The organism is Microcoleus sp. B4-C1 (assembly GCF_036705285.1).
In the GTDB taxonomy this organism is placed as follows: domain Bacteria; phylum Cyanobacteriota; class Cyanobacteriia; order Cyanobacteriales; family Microcoleaceae; genus Microcoleus.
This window is the reverse complement of record NZ_JAUBUC010000006.1, coordinates 32,305-51,391: the sequence shown is the minus strand read 5'-3', so window position 1 is coordinate 51,391 and position 19,087 is coordinate 32,305. Positions and strand designations below refer to the sequence as shown.

Here is a 19,087-nt window from a genome sequence, read left to right as displayed (position 1 = left end):
GTCTCGGACAGACACTGGAGGATGTAGGCGTACTCCCACAGTTTTCGATGGAAGATGGGCTCGTGTGGAAGACGAGTTTGCTCACACCAATAGTAGAATGCATCCGATCGACACTGGGCCTCGGTGGCCATTTGCGAGACTGGATTGGTTAAGTTTGGCTCACTGTTGATGACTGTTGGCAGGCGCTTGCGACCCGCATTATGGGACTTCAAATTAGATATGGGAATCACAGTTTAGTATTTAGCGCCCTGCGACGTGCTGGTACAGCTACTCATTGTACAATGGAGCGAGTGTTGCCGGGTGGAACGCTGTTGAGTTTAAACTCTCTTCTTGATAAACTAACAAAAAAAGTAATCGATTTATGAGCGCAGAGTCGGCTGTAACTGAATTAGAGAAAGGCGATCAACTTCTAAAGTCAGGGAATCTGGAGGAGGCGATCGCCGCCTACCACCGTGCCATTGAGCAAAATCCTGACCACTCTTGGTCTCACCACAATTTAGGGGAAGCTCTGACAAAACTCGGTCAATATGAGGAGGCGATCGCCTCTTACCGTCGCGCCATAGAACTCAACCCAGATTTCTCTTGGTCTTATCATCACTTAGGGGATGCTTTAGATCGACAGGAACAGTGGGAGGAAGCGGTTGTTGCTTTCCGCAGGGCCATTGAACTCAATGCCGAACATTTCGGGACTTACTGTGGGTTAGGGCATAGTTTAGCAAAACTGGGTCAGCTAGATGAGGCGATCGTCGCTTATCGCCGTGCCAGCGAGCTTAACCCAGAGACCGATTGGATTCAGTATAAGCTGGGGGAATTGCTGCAACAGCGAACTCAGTTGGATTTGGAAGGGGCGATCTCTTCTTATCGCCGCGCCTTACAGCTAAATCCAAATGACGTGGAAGCTTGTCGCAATCTCCTAGAGCTTCAACCTCATAACAGCGATAACTTAGAAGAGAGTCAAGCTGTCCGAATTAATCCCCAACAGTTAACATTAATTTCAGGACAGCTTCTTCAAACCGACAGTAGCTGGCAGTTAGTCAGTAGAGAAGGAAACCAGGGGCAAGTGTCTTATGGTCCTTATATTACTTTACCCGATGGCTTATATCGAGTTATAATTGACTGTGAATTCCCCCATTTAACTTCAGAACAAAAACGAGAAAATTCTGAAATTATTGGATTCAAACTTGATGTAGCGATGGATAAAAGCTTGGTGGTGTATCAGGAAAATATTTATACCAACCAGCAGAAACCAGAGTTTTTTATAGACCTCGTAAATGTTAAAGATTTAGAAGTTCGCTTTTGGGCGATGGGTAAATTATTTGCTGTGAATTTCATAGAATTTACTTTAGTTTATCAGCCGGGGAAAGATCCCAAGGCGGTTGACTATTATTTAAAACTAGGCAATAGTATTAAAAAAACTAATATTGTCAGGGCAATATATTCCTTCCAGCAGGCTTTAAAAATCACAAAAGAAAGTGTTACAGCCTCAAAAAACCAAGAAAACCTTGAAATCTGTCTGCAACCTGTGGTAAGGCAACCCCGTATATATGACTGTTTTCCTTTTTTTAATGAAATAGATATTTTGAAAATTAGAATAGAGGAATTAAAGGATGTAGTAGATAAATTTATTTTGGTTGAAGCGACGAAAACTCATAGTGGACAACCAAAGCCTTTATACTATAAAGAGTTTATCCATGAGTTTGCTGAGTATCAAGATAAAATTATCCACTACATTGTGGATGATATGCCAGAAGTCCAAAACAACGATCGATGGCCTCTTGAAAATTACCAGAGGGACTGCATTGGCTTGGCTTTGATAGAACTTGAATGTCAAGACGAAGATATTATTTTAGTGAGTGATGCTGACGAGATCCCCAGAAAAGATAAAATTAATGAGGCAATACAATTGCTCTCAAATAACGATTTTGTAATTTTTACCCATTATTTATATGCCCACAACTTAGAGAATTTACAAAGCGAGTGGTGGTGTGGAACAGTCGCTTGTAAATATAAAAATTTAAAGCAAAGAACGGCTACCCAAGTCAGACGTTCAGATGCCGGCAATTGGGCTAGCGACAGCAAGGCTGGGTACATTAATGAGTCTCGCAATTTTGCATACCCCTACATAGCTAAAGGTGGTTGGTCATTTACCTGGTTTGGAACTCCCCTATCAAATAGTTACAAACTACAAAGTTTTGCTCATGCCGAAGTAGACGATTCTGATGCAAGGGGATTAGAAAAATTGAAGTATGATATTTGTAGACCTACGGGGGAGATGGAATCATCAGGTGAGTTTTATTTCGATGTCAGAGACATAGAGGGGAAAGACGTGCCTGAATTTTTAAGAAACAACATCCTCAAGTATCGGCATTTTCTTCAGCCTAGACAGACAGCACTGATGGCTAAAATAGGGGGAGATTTACAACAAGTTGATTATCAAGTCAATATTTTTAAGAATGAAACCATAAAAGTAAAAGATCAACTAGACAAAGTAATTCAAAATCTGCTAAAAGTTTGTGAAAGTTTGGCAGAAAGGGGTAATCTGGAAGAGCCGATCGCACAATGGCGACAGCTAGTAGAGCTTGCTCCAGAATTCTCCAGCAAGAAATGTTTTTTAAGCAACTTAGAGGCGCTGGAAAAATTCAGAATTAACCCAGAAGATTATACTTTAATTTCAGGACAGCTTGTTCAAACACATACTGGTCAACAGCTAGTTAGCCCGACAGGGAATTACGGGCAAATTTGCTATGGGCCTTATATCACCTTGCCGCCGGGTTTATATCGAGTTAAGTTATACCTGGAAAACTCAGACGATGGCGAGAACCAAAAAGGTAGCAATTCTGAAAACGTTTGGTTTAAGTTTGATGTGGCAGTGAATAAAGCTCTGGTAATCTACGAAGAGAAGATTTACAATCGTCATCAAACCGAACATGAATTTTTTATAGATGTTAACGTTCAAAATTTAGAAATTCGTTTCTGGGCTACAGGTGTATTCTTTGCCGTAAATTTTATAGAAATGGATTTAATTTATCAAACAGATTTACATAAAGATATTGAAGCTTATCAACCAAAACCAGCAATCAGAAAAGTCGAAAAAGTCGAAGTTAAAGATGCTGACACTAACTATGGTCAATTTATTTATGCTGAGTGGAATCACCCCTTAGAACTAAGTCGAAATTGGGCAACATATTCTTTATATCAACTCAAAACAGAAAGATGGGGTCAATATATCCTACCAGGAACGATTGCCATAGACATTGGCGCTCACTCTGGGGATACTACATTACCAATGGCTCTTCTTACTGGTTCCACTGGGATGGTTCTGGCTTTTGAACCAAATCCTTACGTTTATGAAATCCTCAAATTCAACCAGTACCTTAACAGAAATTCCCTAAACATAGAAGTTGTAGATCTAGCCATTATGGAACAAGAGGGTACATACGAATTTACCTATAGTGATTCGCAGTGTTGTAATGGTGGCTATTATGACTTAGAGGAGTGGAAGGCCATCAATCCTAATGTTAATGTGATTCCTGTTAAGGGGGTTAATTTAGCGGAGTTCTTACAGGCTAGGTTTGGTCAAGAGTATGACAGCATACTAAAGAGACTGAGTTTTATTAAAATCGATTGTGAAGGTTATGACAAGGAAGTTATTAAAACTCTCAAGCCGATTATTGATATTGCCAAACCAGCTTTGTTTGTAGAATGGTTTATAAATTTTAATCAAGAACAAAGTGATGATTTATTCCAGAGTATTCACGCTCTCGGCTATTCTTGTTATCATCCAATAACTTTAGAGTTGCACGAAGGAGATGTTAATAAAAAAATCCCCGATCTCTTATGTCTGCCAAATCAGTTATTGGAAACACAAAGCCCAAGCAACTTTAACTTTAATGAGTGGCGGCGGTTATCTGACTTGGGAGAGGAGTCTCCCCACGATTTTTTTTTAAGTAGCTTAAAAGGAATCAGTTCTTTCTGCATTACTCCCGAGCAGTTAACTCTGATTTCCGGTCAACTAATAGATGGGTCTCAAGGTAAGCAGCTAGTCAGTAATGCGGGGAATCAGGGGCAGATTTCTTATGGCCCTTACATTAGTGTGCCGGACGGGTTGTATCGAGTTAAAATCGCATCTGATTATCCCGACTCAAGTTTAAATCCAGTTGAAAACAGTCAAGCTGTCTGGTTCAAGTTTGATGTGGCTATAGATCATGCTTATGTTGTGTACGAAGCAGAAGTTAAGGGCGGTCAAAAACAATTCGAGTTTTTCATAGATTTCCTAGAAGTCAAGGATCTAGAAATTCGGTTTTGGGCTAAGGGCGTACCCTTTGCAGTAAACTTCATAGAACTTACCTTAATCTATCAACCTAGCGAAGATCGAGCTGCAGCCGACTACTATTTTGAGCTAGGAAAAGCATTTCATAGAAAACGACAACAGTTTAGATTGCTAGCCGCATGGCAGAAAGCGTTAGAATTAAGTCCCGAAGGTTATTTAGAAAAGCTACCCTGGATTTTGCAAAAAGCATCAGAGATTCCACCAAGTCCGATGGGGTATTTCAATTTTGGAATGTTTCTAGCACGACAAAACCAACTAGAGCCAGCTCTAATCTGTTATCAAAAAGCTTTAGAAATAATAAATAGCCCTCCGTCTGGTACTTACTCAGAACTAGGAATCCTCCTGCTCCAAAAAGGTTGTTTGTCTGAAGTTATTGAGTGTTTATGCCAGGTTTTAAATTGTACTCCAAGCTGCATTAAATACTTTCAAAATTTTAGTATTTTGTTATTGGAAAAAGGCTCGATCAAGGAATCAGTGGCTTTTCTTAAATATATACAGCCACTAAAAAAACAGGCGAAAATTTACGAAGATATCTGGAAGGGATTAAATCAATTAGAATCCCTTAACGAGAATAATCCTGATTTCCAAGATCGAATCGATCCTGAAGCTGTGGCTGACTACTGGAGAAAAACTTGTCAGTACAAAGTAATAGACCTAGATGCCTTGACGGATGCAGACAGGCAATACCTAGAAAATATAGGACTGTCCTTAGAGTGTATAGAATTCAACAAACAAGATAGTTTTGCCTTGGAGCAAGCATTGATCGAGAGTTTTAGCGATGCTCCAACAGACCTGTGCGGTCAAAACCTCCTACATCCTTGGTCTTATCAGCAAAGTTTAGTAGAAACAGGTTATGTTTATTCGGTGTGTCCTTTCAGTGGTAAAGTTTTGAGGTCAAACCAATCATTTGTCATTAATCTCACAGAACACGGCAAACAGAGGGGACACGATCTGCAAGGTTTTATTTATCGCTTTGTGGGAGAGGAATTGTATTACTTAGTTACTGGAGGTCAACATGGTGGAAAGTATTTTATTTATTTACCAAAGTTTGATTTAATTATTAACTTCGATCGCAGCCTCAGTCAATTTTCTATTCCTGTAGAAAGTATCAATAAACTTAAAAGTTACATGGTAAGTTATTGGCAGCAAGTTCTACAATATATATCAACAGAAGCTAAACAAGTAGTCGATGTTATCGGTTTAGGCTTCAATATAGGACATTATTTGTGGCAAGACTTAGCAGGTATTCATGTTCTCGTAGAGAATGAAATCCAGCATAAACTCGATCGAATCCTGATCGGCCCTGGGGATTACTTCAGTTCTCGGCAAGTTTTCCCCGAAATTCCTGCTGACAAGTTCGTTGAAGTTGCAGATGTTCGGGATGTTTTTAAAACGGTATTGGATAATAATTATGTTGCTTTCAGGGCAAATGGTATATCGATCGACGATCGATTAGCAAAGAGAGTATCCGATGCTTCCCTCAAAAGATGTTCTCAAGATTTTTTGACACAAGTGAAACAAGCTAAGACACATTTTCCACTTCTAAGCTTCCAAATTCGTGCCGGTAGTAGGATCTGGCGAGGTCAAGCAGAAGGAATAGCAAATATCATCAAAAGCTTGTATTTGGATTTTCCTACTTTGGGAGTCTTGTTTGATGGCTGGTCTCTTATGGGAACCGAAGATGCGGACAGTCCGAGTTGGTCGATGATTGAAATCGAAAAAGCCATAATGGCAGAAATACTTCTTCTTATCCCTCCTACTATCAATACATACAGTGCGATCGGTGCTACAACTTACGAAACCGTTGTTTGGAATCAAGCGATAGATTTAAGTATCATCACAATCGGAGCCGGAATTACGTACACGTCCTGGATAGCTAACAAACCAGGTGTGATACACGGACACAGTGTTTTATTAGACACACATGGGTCTCCAGTAACGACTTCACAAGTAAGACAAAACATAGTACCGCAAATATTGATTCCTAATGAATTTGTTGTCGATCGCCCAAACTTCGATTATGAATGCGATTGGAAAGGAATTTACAGTGAAGTGATTAAAATAATAGAAAATTTGAAAAGGGATAGATAATAACGATCAGCATCATTTCTATCCCTGTTTACCCGCAGTTTCCTCACAGTCTCCGCAACCAAGCCCCCGGCCAGTGAGTCACATTCTCCGTCAAATCGCTCTCGCTAAACGGCCATTTAGGTTGCTCCAATACAAACTCTGGATGTTTTTCTGCAAACTCAGCCGCCGCCGCAGTAGGATGATCCCACTTCCACTCAGGATTACCCCGTGGCACATCATCCAAATCCTTCATAATCCCATCGGTGGCAATTATATAGGAGCCTGGTGTCACAAAACTGCAATAAGCCTCTAACTCGTCAGCCACGTGCTGTTTTGTGTGACACGAGTCAAGAATTACCAAGACAGTCTCCCCTGGATTTACCAGTTTTTTCACCTGATCTACAATACTGGTATCTGTAGAACTACCTTCCACTAAAGTAATGAACGATGACAGTTCGTGTTCCTCTATCGCCTTGCGATTGTGGGGGCGAATTTCAATGTCAACTCCTACAACCCTACCCTTGCCCATTGCTTTAAACAGGCTAGCGTAATAAATCAGCGAGCCGCCGTGAGCCACCCCGGTTTCAATAATTACATCGGGTTTAACCTGATAGATAACTTCCTGAATACGAATCAAATCTTCAGGAAGTTGCAGCAAAGGGCGACCCAGCCAACTAAATGTATAAGAATATTTCTGATTCCATCCAACTTTAACCCACTCAAGCGATATCAGTTCAAAAGCCTCTTTTGTATAAAGGCCTAATACCTGCTTCTGGTTATCAATCTCACAAGTGAGTGTTTTTTCAGTCGTATCAATTATCAATTTCATAAATTACTCCACTAATAGGTCAATGTTTAAGTTGGATGCCTTTAATAAGACTAAATTTTCTTGATGATAATTCGGGTTCATCAAGATAGCAGTTGTAATTCCTCGATCGGCTATATCTTGATAGCTGACAATAGGATGAGCAGCCCCAGGAATATATTTACCTTGTTTATTCGGGTTCAGGTCAATAATGCAATCAATCCATTTACGATCGGGATCGATCAGATTAGCAAAAGTTACACCTTTAGCTCCAGCCCCCCAAAGAGCTACTTTTCCTTGGTTAGCTAATTTTTGAATCTTAATTTCCCACTTGTTAATCAGTTCACGTTCTGATGTCGCAAACTGGTTAGCTAAAATTGAAATGAATCCGGGCTTTTTCGTAACCGCCGGTTTTTGGGCAGCAATCGTAGCTTCTAACCATAGATATTGCCCTTCAAATATATGCTCTACGCTCTCAACCTGAAAACCAGATACTTCAAAAGCCGTCGCTAGAGACTCTGGTGTAAAGTAGGAACAATGTTCGTAGAAAAAATCCCATATTACTTGATTGCGGAGTATCCACTCAACGCAAGGTGTTTCAAAGAAAACGCGAGCGTTGGGAGAATGAACTAAAGCTTGTCGGACAGAAAAGAGTAAGCTCAAAGGATCGGGAATGTGTTCGATCACATGACGACAAACAACCACATCAGCATGAATATTAGCACACTCTGAGTCATAGTAACGCTTCTCAAACTTCAGGCGACCGTCAAAAACAGTTTCTGCCCCGACATAACTTGGATCAAACCCATAACCGGTATTTCCCCATTCCTCAGATTCTACTAGCTTCCTTAAAAATGAACCTTTGCCGCAGCCCACTTCCACAACCGAGCAATTTTGAACATTTTTATCATAGATTAGAGAGCGGGCAAGTTCGGAAATATAACTCTCAAAAGAAGGGGAATAAGTCTGGGTATTATCATACTCCTTGCCATAGCTTAGCTTGGAACCATCAAAATCCTGATTAAAAATAAATCCACAGTCTTCACAAACTGCTAAAGTTAGATTGCCGCGATTTATTTCTATAGCAGATATTCGATCTGCCATCACTAAGTTTTGGTGAACGGGTACGCTACCTCGAACCAAAAATGGGGCTATTAAGCTAGAACTGCAAACAGGGCATTTTTGCATACTTTAATATCTATTTACAGGTAAAGATTTATATTTTTTCGTATCTTTTAGCATTATTTTCAATAATTTCACTAATTACTCAATTTTTAATTTTGTATAATTTGAATTTTCCCACCAGATTATAGCTTGCCTTAATCCCATTTCCAAATTTAATTTCGGCTGCCAACCCACCTCATTAGACAAACGAGTCACATCAGCCACTAACAAAGGCGCTTCTTTCGCGGCAGACGGAATAGCACCTAACTGCACTAAATCCGATCGCCCGATTAGATCCGCTATTTTATAAACAACATCTTTAATCGCGATCGGCTGTCCAGATCCAATATTAACAGCTCCTGTCACCTCACTCTCCAAAAGAGCCACAAAAGCATCAGCAACATCCTGTACATACAGAAAATCCCGGATTTGATTACCGTGAGAGCAGCGAGCAGGCTCTCCTTTTAAGAGAGAAAAAATCACTGAAGAAACCAGCCGATTTGGGTACTCGTAAGCACCGTAGGGAAAGAAAATACGTCCCCAAGCAATGCTGAGACTTGTCGTCTCCGAATAGCAATTTACCATCTCCTGCAAAGCTTTTTTACAAATACCGTAGGGAGTATCTGGATTTCTCGGCGTTATAAATTCCGAGCAATAACCATACTTCCAATCATACTCGGCGCAGGTTCCACCCATCACTACTCGATCGCCCCCTTGCTCTCGAAATTGCCTCAACAATTCCAAACTTGCCTGCACCCACAAAAAATTGTCCTCAGACTTCCAGTATTCTCCAGGTACAGTATAGCACCAGGCAAAATGCAGCAAATGTGTTGGTTTTACTTGACAAACTAACTCCCTAATGGATGTATAGTCTAACAAATTTGCCTGATGCCAAGTACAATCCGAATTGACAGTCGGCAAAGTCTTAGAAGCGACAGCATGAACCTCAAACCCGCGTTCCACCAGCGTCTTGAGCGAGTGTCTGCCAACAAAACCCCCCGCACCCGTAACCAGGACTTTTTTCATTGCACAAAATCCGGGAATTTTCGATCTTTTTCCGAAATTACGCGTTGAGATATCTCCGGCCAATCAATACTAAAAATCCTATCATCCCACCGCACTCCCCTTGCTAATTCTGAGTAATAAAACTCCGACATCTGGTAAAAAACTTCCGTATTGTCTGCCAAAGTTTGACAGCCGTGAGCCATACCTTCAGGTATATATATCATCTTGCGATTTTCCGAGTTTAGCTCTACTGCAAACCACTCTTTAAAAGTAGGAGAAGTGGGACGCAAATCGATAATTACATCATAAATTCCCCCTTTGATACATCTAACCAACTTCGCTTCCTCGTGAGGCTTAGCCTGGTAGTGCATTCCCCGCAAAGTCCCTTTCTTCAAGTTAAAAGAAATATTGCACTGCACTAGGTTAGGATTCAAACCATGTTCTGCAAAGTCCTTTTGACACCAACTGCGGGCAAAAAATCCTCTCTCATCTGCTATGGGTTCTACCTCAATAACATAAGCTCCTTTAAGCTTGGTTTCAGTAAATTTCACGAGATTACCTCCACTTGAGGAATAAGTACGACAAACTTACCTCCCCACTCGCGAATATAATCCATCTGACTTACTATCTCATCCTTGATGTTCCAAGGCAAGATAGCCAAATAATCCGGTTTAGTCTCCCGAATTTTGTCGGGATGATATATCGGAATCTGAGTTCCCGGCAAAAACAAGCCCTGCTTGTGCGGGCTTAAATCTACCGTATAATCAATCAAATCCGTGCGGATACCGCAATAATTCAGCAGGGTGTTAGCCTTCGCCGGCGCCCCGTAACCCGCAATTGATTTTCCCTGATTTTTGGCATCTATTAGGAACCTGAGCATTTGGCGCTTCGTAGACTTAACCTGTTCGCCAAATCCTACATAAATTTCAATCTGATTTAGTCCTGCTTGCACTTCCTCAGATTTCAATTGGGAAATGCGATCATCGCCAACTGCTATACTATCAAAACCCTCATGCCTCCCGTAAATCCGCAGAGAACCCCCGTGCGTCGGCAATTCCTCCACATCAAACAAAGTTAAACCGTGACTTGCAAAAACTTTCTCAACCGTCAACAGCGAAAAATAAGAGAAATGCTCGTGGTAAATCGTGTCAAACAGATTGTCTTGAATTAGTTGCAATACATGAGGGAACTCCATTGTCAAGACGCCGTTTGGTTTCAGGACAATTTTCATCCCCGCCACAAAATCATTCAAGTCAGGCACATGGGCCAACACATTATTTCCCAGCAACAAATCAGCCTGTTTGCCTTGTGAAACCAACTCTTTAGCCGTTTGAACGCCAAAAAACTTGACTAAAGTGGGAATCCCTTTTTCCTCAGCCACCTTAGCTACATTTGCAGCAGGTTCAATCCCCAATACGGGCATTCCTTTCTGCTGAAAATACTGGAGTAAATAGCCATCATTGCTAGCGAGTTCAATTACCTGACTGGTTTCGTCAAATCCAAAGCGTTCCACCATCAAATCAGTGTATTTCTGAGCATGACGCAACCAAGAGTCTGAATAGGAAGAAAAATAAGCATAATCGCTAAAGATGCTATCCGGGGATTCAAACTCTTCTAACTGCACTAAAAAACAATTGCTGCAGACATAAGTATGAAGCGGATAGAATTTCTCTGCACAATTCAGATGCTCTTGAGATAGAAAAGCATTCGCCAGCGGCGACATCCCCAGATTTACAAAAGTATGCTCCAATGGGTGACTACAAAAACGACATTTTGATGGCACAGAATTAGACCCCTTGACTATCCAATAAGAGAAAGAAAATTAAAACCCCAGTCACAGAAATCCTCCATCACACGCTGATGACACAGGTGTTTTCCTCCATCAAGAAGTTTTCATACCATTCAATTGTTTCTTTCAACCCTTCTTCTAGAGGATACTTAGACTCCCAACCGAGCATTTTTCGCGCCTTATCTGCCGAGAGGTACTGATGTTTGATTTCATTCTTGGCCCGATTCAATATGACAGGCTCTAAATGAGTCTTGTCCATCAATTCCAAAACCTTATCTACCATGCCCCGCACTGAAATCTGCAATTCGTTGCTGAAATTAAATGCCTCTCCCAAAATTTCTTTCCTGTCCATTTGTTCAGCCAAATGGAGATAAGCTAAAACCCCATCTTTCGCATAGAAATAGTCCCGGATAAAAGTGCCATCACTGCGAATGACTACCGGCTTGTCTCGTAATGCTGATCGAATAGTAGATGGAACGATGCGATTAAAATTTAAGTCTCCCCCGCCGTAAAAGTTGCCGCAGCGAGTAATGCACACGGGCAAACCATAACTGACGTAGTAAGCCCGACTGATTAAATCAGCACAGCTTTTAGAAACATCGTAAGGGTGTTCTCCTTGCAGCGGAGTTGTTTCGCTGTAAGGTAACACTAGCTGGTCTCCATAGGCTTTATCGCTGGATGCTATGACAATTCGGCTCACACCTCCAACGCGACGACAAGCTTCTAGAATATTCCAAGTACCTTTAATATTCGTTTCAAAAGTTGCCAACGGCTCTCTATTTGCAACTCCCACAATTGTCTGAGCTGCTAAATGAAACACCGTATCTACTTCATACTCATTAATCGCTCGTTCTACCGTTGACAAATCTTCCACACAACCGCGAACGATATTAATTTGCCGATACCACTCTCCAGCATAAAGTCGGGATTGGGGCACCAAGTCACGGACTAATCCTGTTACCAAGGCTCCTCTTTCCAGCAACTCAGCCACTAACCAGTTGCCCAAAAGGCCAGTGCAACCTGTCACCAATACCGATCGATCGCGCCAAAATTCACTCATTCCCACACCCTCCAAGGAGCCTCTCCATTATCCCAAAGTTCGTTCAAATATTTATACTCGCGGTAAGTATCCATCGCAAAAAAGAAACCTTCGTGGCGGTACGCCATCAATTGTCCTTCCGCCGCTAACCGCTCTAGTGGCTCTCGCTCCAAAAAACAATCATCCCCGCTCAAATCCTCAAATATGCTGCGGTGAAGTATCAAAAATCCCGCACTAGCCCAGCCATCTATTTGAGGTTTTTCGGTGAATTCCAGAACTTTGCCTTGGCTGTCCACATCTAAAATACCATATCGGGATATCGGACGAACTGTACTAACAGTTGCCAGCTTACCATGAGCCTTATGAAAATCCACCAAAGCTCCAATATCGATATCAGCAACTCCATCACCGTATGTCACCATAAAGGTATCATCAGTAATGTATTTCTCCACACGTTTTACCCGCCCCCCAGTCATAGTGTCCGATCCAGTTTCCGCCAGTGTCACCTTAAAATCTTGTTCTTTATGATCCTCGTGATAAGTAATGCAATTCTGGCGGCCCAAACAAATAGTAAAATCATTATTCATCGCTTCATAATTCAGGAAATACTCCTTAATCATGTTGCCGCGATAGCCCAAACATACAATAAAGTCCCGGAAACCGTAATGGGCATAGGTCTTCATAATGTGCCAGAGAATCGGACGCCCGCCCACATCAACTAAGGGCTTAGGACGAAATTCTGTTTCTTCTCGGAGACGTGTCCCCAAACCGCCGGCTAATATAACTACTTGCATTGTTTCACATCTTGAAAAGGGTACACAACCGCTGATAATTCACAACAGGTATTTATTGCAACAAAGAGGTATATTTTCTGAAAAAATCCTCAAACTTTACCCATTTTCGCTTCCACCATCATCCGCACCACATCAGGCATCTTATACTTCGCCTCCCACCCTAACTTTTGCTTCGCCTTACCCGGATTTCCCCTCCCTACAGCAATCTCCGTCGGTCTGTAAAGACTCGCATCCGTTACTAAATGTTCCCGCCAATCCAAACCTGCAGCAACAAACGCTGTTTTCACAAATTCTTCCAAAGGATAACTTACACCCGTTGCAATTACATAATCGTCCGGTTCTTCTTGCTGCAACATCAAATACATCGCCTCCACATATTCCGGCGCCCAACCCCAGTCCCGCTGCACGGAAATATTTCCCAAATGCAGTTTTTCGGAACTGCCCGCAGCAATTCGGCACACAACGGATACAATTTTTTGGGTAACAAACCTCTCCGGCCGCAGCGACGACTCGTGATTGAACAAAATACCAGAACACGCAAACAAATTGTACGCTTCTCGATAATTCGCTACTTCCCAAAATGCCGTTGCTTTCGCCACCGCGTAAGGACTTCTGGGGCGAAAAGGCGTATTTTCATCCGCTGCACTGCCTCCGGTATCCCCAAAACATTCGCTGGAACTGGCGTTGTAAAGTTTGATTTTTCCGCCTGTAAACCGAATTGCTTCTAAGAGATTCAATGTGCCTGTGGCAATGCTTTCGAGGGTTTCTACGGGCTGTTCAAAAGACAGACCGACGGAACTTTGACCGGCTAGATTGTACACTTCGTCGGGCTGAATTTTCGCTAGTACCTGCAAGACGCTGCGAAAATCGTTGAGAGACATGGATTCTAGTTTTACTCTGTCTCGGATGCCCAAACGGGCCAGGTTTCCGAAACTAGAAATTTGGGCGTCCCTGGAGGTGCCGCAAACTTCATAACCTCGATCGAGCAACAGTTTAGCTAAATAAGCTCCATCTTGACCTGATATACCGCTAATCAACGCTTTTTTCATACCACATTTTGCTTCCAAAATTACACCGTAGCTGTTGCTATTTTTCCAGTTGTTTAAGCTGTTCGACATTCAAACTCCACTATTTGTGGGCCAGACCCCATACTGCAAGGGGTTGAGGCAATAAATTTAAATGACTAACAGCTTAACTTTTATAGTCGGAATTTTTATTATTTTTAATATTGGGGACTTTCCGATAGCTTACCAGACGAAGTTTAAGCGTTTACTACAAACAAATTTCAGGACTTACGCCTGGAGGCTAAAGAAACCGGGTTTTTCACCTATATTAAGGGTTTCAACCAAATATTTGGTTGAAAAAACCCGGTTTCTGGCCACTGTGCGATCGCTAGTCAGCTAGAAATCGACTCAAAAGTACAAAATATTAGCCTTTTTTACCTTCTGCCGAATGACTAAAGCCTTCTGCCTTCGGGTACTAGGCTTCCCAACGTTCGGCGACCAATTCAGCCAAGTCAACCACCCGCTGACTGTAGCCCCACTCATTGTCGTACCAAGCCAAAACCTTCACCATGTCGCCATCCATCACCAGCGTTAAGCTGGAATCCAGAATCGAAGAAGCATCACTTCCGCGATAGTCGCATGAAACTAAAGGCAAATCGTTGTACTCCAAAATCCCTTTCATGGAGCCTTCGGCAGCTTCTTTGAACACTTGATTTACTTGCTCGGTAAAAGTCTTTTTCTCTACCTGAGCCACAAAATCAACTACCGACACATTAGGAGTCGGCACGCGCATGGCAATACCGTTTAACTTGCCCTTCAATTCTGGAATCACCAAAGCCACAGCTTGTGCTGCTCCGGTAGAAGTCGGCACAATATTCATTGCTGCCGCCCGGGCCCGCCGCAAATCGCGGTGGCTGGCATCCAGCAAGCGCTGGTCCCCAGTATAGCTGTGGGTAGTGGTCATCATGCCTTTGACGATGCCAAAATTTTCGTGAAGCACTTTCAGTACAGGAGCCAGACAGTTGGTAGTACAGCTAGCATTGCTGATGACTGTGTAGTCACTGTGCTTGTAGTTGTGGTGGTTGACTCCCATCACATAAGTGCCAACTTCAGAACCCTTGCCGGGAGCGGTAATTAGCACTTTTTTAGCGCCGGCAGTGATATGCTTCGATGCACCAGCTTGGTCAACGAAGACACCGGTCGATTCAATAATCAGATCAATACCCCAATCTTTCCAAGGCAAGTTTAGCGGGTTGCGATCGCTCACGCATTTAACTGTCTTCCCATTTAGGGTAATGGAATTTTCATCCGCACTGATGTCCACATTCTTCAACGTTCCCATCATGGAATCGTATCTGAGCAAGTGAGCATTACTTCTGGGATCGGAAGTGTCATTAATAGCTACCAACTCTAGCTGGCTGTTTTCTCTGCCCAGCCAGCAGCGCGCAAAACTGCGCCCGATACGTCCAAAACCATTGATCGCGACTCTAATCACCTTGTACCTCCTAACGATGGCAGCCCCTAGCTCAGGCTTAAATTTTTCCAAAATTTAAGAATTGACTTTTGACATTCTCACCGGGCTAAAGCCACGGTGATTCCCAAACCTCACGATTTGAGTTTCTGCTTCATCGCAACTGCCTCCACCCACAAGGAGTTTTCTGGTCTTATGTTCGCTCCACAGACTAACCCCGCTAGCCCAGCGGTTTTTATGCGTCGAATACCTAAAAGGAATTCTTATCTGTTGTTTTGATTCCAGGGATGTTTACCATTGCCCTATCCTCTTTTCCCGGTCTACCGATTTGTCTGCGCCGCCAGTTGTACTGGACTTCGCTCGTTAGGCTGTCTGAATCCATCGTCGCGGGTGGGTCATTGACCAAACTATAGTTTAATATAAAGCGGTCTTAAAACGACGGGGTTTCCGCCCACCTTTCTGATGACACCAGATCATATCGCAAAGCTCGATCCTTTCTAACTTTTTGTGTTTATCAAAAAACCTGAACTTTTCTAGAAGGCTGAAATTGCAAGGCAGAAGGCATTAGGCTTTCTGCCGCTGGTTACTGGTAAAGCTGATGGGCTGCAATATAAGTCCCGACAACTTCCGGGACTAAGTAGCGGAGGTCGATTTTTTCGGCGCAGCAGCGGCGGATGTGGCTCGACGAAATCTCGATCGCACGCATGGACAGCACTTCCCAGCGAATTTCCACGTCCACAAGAGCCATTTGTTCGGCAACTCGTCGGCCCACAGCAGTCGCCTGAACCTGCATCCTGTCTCCCCCGGAATCGAGGGGTTTTCCACCCGGATAATCTCCCCACTCGGACAGTCCCCCCATCTCCCCGCTTTCTGCTGTCACTCGATCTCCGTGACTCGGACGCGGGGCCACCAACCAGTCGCACAACCGGGCAATTTCGGCGCACCGGTGCCATTTGGGAAGAGTAAGGAGTGCGTCACTACCAATAATCCAGTACCAGCGATGATCGCCGGGATACAATTTTTGCAAATACAGCAGGGTGTCGATCGCAAAAGAACTGCCTCTGGGATTGGCCGACCGTGGCGAAATTAGGAAGTCAGGGCGATCGGCGATCGCCAAAGCAAGCATTTCCCGCCGCTGCTCAAAACTTGCCAAATCCGGGCGCCACTTGTGAGGAGGAGAGCGATCGGGTACCCAAATGACTCGATCGAGAGCAAATTGACTCGCAGCCGTCTCGGCTACCAACACGTGACCCCAGTGAACCGGGTCAAAAGTCCCCCCCAAAATCGCTATTTTCGCCATATTTCCCCAAAATCAGGATTAGTAGAGACATCGCGCCAATTTTATGTTTATACACTTTTAACCGTAAGCTCTATCGCTTTTCGACTTATTCGGCTAACTGCATAACTTGGTATATATACAATTAAGTGAGAATACAGACTATCTATAGTTGCTGTAGTTGAGTTGCGATCGTGTCAATCCCTAACTTTCAAGAAAAAATGACCGTAGGAGTAGATAAATGACTACAAAATGAGCGAAATTTTGTTGTTCGTGGTAGTGTTTGTAAATCCTTATGGGTTTTACCCTCAATCTTGGTAGAAAGGTTGTGGGGCTTTTGCTGCCGTATCCCAGCACAGCAGGCGGATAGAAATAGAAAGAATGCAGGAGTATGCAACCACCCAAAATTAGTCTATTGGCCCCGACCCCAGACCCCGTTTTCTGTTACCTGCAATTTTCGAGCTGTGACTGTTCCGGAAAACTACTCGGTACTAAGTCATATAGGATACAAGACAAACATCTCTACAAGTCCCTCAAATCTAGGGACACGCAGAGAATTTTGTACAAAATCTCTAGCGAACTGTATCCTGAAAAAACAATTCTTGATATGATATCGCGTGTTATTGGCGTGGTGTGGTGTGTGAGGAGCAAAGATGCCGAGTTCTGTTGATTTTAGCGGTAGACCATTTCATTTCATCGGCATTGGTGGGATTGGGATGTCAGCCCTTGCCTACATTCTAGCTAAACGCAAGTTGCCTGTGTACGGCTCCGACATTAAATCGAGTCACATAACCGAGCGCTTGCAAGGAATGGGAGCTCATATTTTTTGGAGTCAAGACGCCAGCAATTTTGAATTATTTGAAACGGCCCTTAACGGTAGCAGTCCCGACTGCGGGCAACAGGAAAGGGCAGTATCCTCGATAGTCGCTGGTACGGTAGGGACTTCTGTCGCGACAGCCAAAGCTGTCCAATTGAATGGCAACGGTTCAAGCGCCCAAGCAATTCCGGGATTGCCTCAAGTAGTATGTTCGACGGCTATTCACCCAGCCAATGCCGAATATCGAGCTGCTTTAGATTTGGGCTGTCCGATTTTTCATCGATCGGATGTGTTGGCAGCGTTAATTCAAGATTACCAAAGCATAGCCGTAGCCGGGACTCACGGCAAAACTACTACTAGCAGCTTAATCGGCTTCATGCTGATGGCTGCGGGTCTAGACCCGACGATCGTAGTAGGAGGCGAGGTAAATGCTTGGGAAGGCAATGCCCGTTTGGGGGAAGGCCCCTACTTAGTGGCAGAGGCTGATGAATCCGACGGTTCTCTCGTTAAGCTGGTAGCCAAAATTGGCATAGTGACGAATGTGGAACTGGATCATCCAGACCATTACGATACCCTTGACCAGGTAATAGACACATTTAAGGTGTTTGCCCAAAACTGTCAAACCTTGGTGGGCTGCATTGACGACCAAATCGTCAAAGACTGCCTTCAGCCTCATGTCAGTTATAGCTTGCAGCCAGACAGCGGTGCTGACTACACGGCTTCGGGCGTGGAGTACGGAGCAGAAAGCACCAAGGCACGGATTTGGGAGCGAGGAACTTTCCTAGGGGAAATGGAGTTGAAGTTGCTGGGCACACACAATCTCAGCAATGCACTCGCTGCGGTAGCAGTGGGCCGATTGTTGGGGTTAGAGTTTTCGGCGATTGCCAAAGCGATTGCTGGTTTTGAAGGAGCTCGCCGCCGTTTTGAGGTGCGGGGTTTTCACAATGACATCCTGTTTGTGGACGACTACGCCCACCATCCTAGCGAAATTCGTGTCACCTTGGCGGCGGCTCGCTTGCGGATCGAAGGTAGCGAAAAAAATCCCAAATCCCGAAGAGTGGTTGCAATTTTTCAACCCCACCGTTACAGCCGGACTCTGACATTTTTGCCAGAATTTGCTCAATCTTTTGGGGATGCTGATTTGGTTGTGGCTTGCGATATTTATAGTGCTGGGGAACCAAATTTAGGAGAAATTAGCGGGCAGCAAGTTGCTGATTTGATTGCTAAAGAAGGCCGAGAGGTTGAGTTTGCGCCTTCCCTAGAGTCAGTCACTAAGTTTTTAACCCAAAATCTGCAACCGGGGGATTTGGCTCTGTTTTTGGGTGCTGGTAATCTGAATCAGATTATTCCAGAGGTTATGGCTTTTTATCAACAAGCCGATCGCCCCGATTAGCTCGCGAACAGAGTAGAGTCGATCGACATTATGGCGTTGCACGTTGTGTCGAAACTTCTGTCGGACGGCTCGCTCAAAGGGGCGACATAAGTTAGCTAAATGGATTTTCAACCACGTCTTCGAGCGAAGG

General features: G+C 43.5%; 12 protein-coding genes. 2 read left to right on the top strand and 10 right to left on the bottom strand.

All coding sequences use genetic code 11. The features are described from left to right. Positions 1-361 precede the first annotated feature (361 nt). Entirely contained in the window at positions 362-6,421 is a 6,060-nt protein-coding gene (locus QUB26_RS03880) for an FkbM family methyltransferase (protein ID WP_333316842.1), read from the top strand. A 43-nt stretch (positions 6,422-6,464) separates the two neighbouring features. On the opposite strand, the gene QUB26_RS03875 is transcribed toward QUB26_RS03880, so the two are convergent. From QUB26_RS03875 to nadD, 10 genes are all read right to left on the bottom strand, one after another. Continuing rightward, positions 6,465-7,229: a CmcI family methyltransferase gene (locus QUB26_RS03875; RefSeq protein ID WP_333316840.1), complete on the bottom strand. Its 765-nt coding sequence runs from the start codon at positions 7,227-7,229 to the stop codon at positions 6,465-6,467. A 3-nt stretch (positions 7,230-7,232) separates the two neighbouring features. Further along, entirely contained in the window at positions 7,233-8,393 is a 1,161-nt protein-coding gene (locus tag QUB26_RS03870) for a methyltransferase domain-containing protein (RefSeq protein WP_333316838.1), read from the bottom strand. Positions 8,394-8,468: 75 nt separating this feature from the next. Continuing rightward, a complete protein-coding gene (locus QUB26_RS03865) occupies positions 8,469-9,395 on the bottom strand; it encodes an NAD(P)-dependent oxidoreductase (RefSeq protein WP_333316836.1) in 927 nt (308 codons plus the stop codon). Further along, positions 9,392-9,925, bottom strand: coding sequence for a dTDP-4-dehydrorhamnose 3,5-epimerase (gene rfbC / locus QUB26_RS03860; protein ID WP_333316834.1), 534 nt, complete (start codon positions 9,923-9,925; stop codon positions 9,392-9,394). Before rfbC ends, QUB26_RS03865 begins: the two co-directional genes overlap by 4 nt. Continuing rightward, positions 9,922-11,157, bottom strand: a complete 1,236-nt coding sequence (locus tag QUB26_RS03855; protein ID WP_333316832.1) for a class I SAM-dependent methyltransferase — start codon at positions 11,155-11,157, stop codon at positions 9,922-9,924. Before QUB26_RS03855 ends, rfbC begins: the two co-directional genes overlap by 4 nt. A 67-nt stretch (positions 11,158-11,224) precedes the next feature. After that, positions 11,225-12,223, bottom strand: a complete 999-nt coding sequence (locus tag QUB26_RS03850; protein WP_333316830.1) for a GDP-mannose 4,6-dehydratase — start codon at positions 12,221-12,223, stop codon at positions 11,225-11,227. Beyond that, positions 12,220-12,996 carry a glucose-1-phosphate cytidylyltransferase gene (gene rfbF / locus QUB26_RS03845; RefSeq protein ID WP_333316828.1) on the bottom strand — a complete coding sequence of 259 codons (777 nt, stop codon included), beginning with the start codon at positions 12,994-12,996 and terminating at the stop codon, positions 12,220-12,222. Before rfbF ends, QUB26_RS03850 begins: the two co-directional genes overlap by 4 nt. Positions 12,997-13,085: 89 nt before the next feature. After that, a complete protein-coding gene (locus tag QUB26_RS03840; RefSeq protein WP_333316913.1) occupies positions 13,086-14,045 on the bottom strand; it encodes a GDP-mannose 4,6-dehydratase in 960 nt (319 codons plus the stop codon). Positions 14,046-14,475: 430 nt separating this feature from the next. Then, on the bottom strand, positions 14,476-15,495 hold the full coding sequence (locus QUB26_RS03835) for a type I glyceraldehyde-3-phosphate dehydrogenase (RefSeq protein ID WP_333212976.1): 1,020 nt from the start codon (positions 15,493-15,495) through the stop codon (positions 14,476-14,478). A 559-nt stretch (positions 15,496-16,054) separates the two neighbouring features. Further along, positions 16,055-16,771: a nicotinate (nicotinamide) nucleotide adenylyltransferase gene (nadD, locus tag QUB26_RS03830; RefSeq protein ID WP_333316826.1), complete on the bottom strand. Its 717-nt coding sequence runs from the start codon at positions 16,769-16,771 to the stop codon at positions 16,055-16,057. Positions 16,772-17,400: 629 nt separating this feature from the next. Here nadD and murC point away from each other — a divergent pair. Next, positions 17,401-18,957: a UDP-N-acetylmuramate--L-alanine ligase gene (gene murC, locus QUB26_RS03825; protein ID WP_333316824.1), complete on the top strand. Its 1,557-nt coding sequence runs from the start codon at positions 17,401-17,403 to the stop codon at positions 18,955-18,957. Positions 18,958-19,087: the final 130 nt, after the last annotated feature.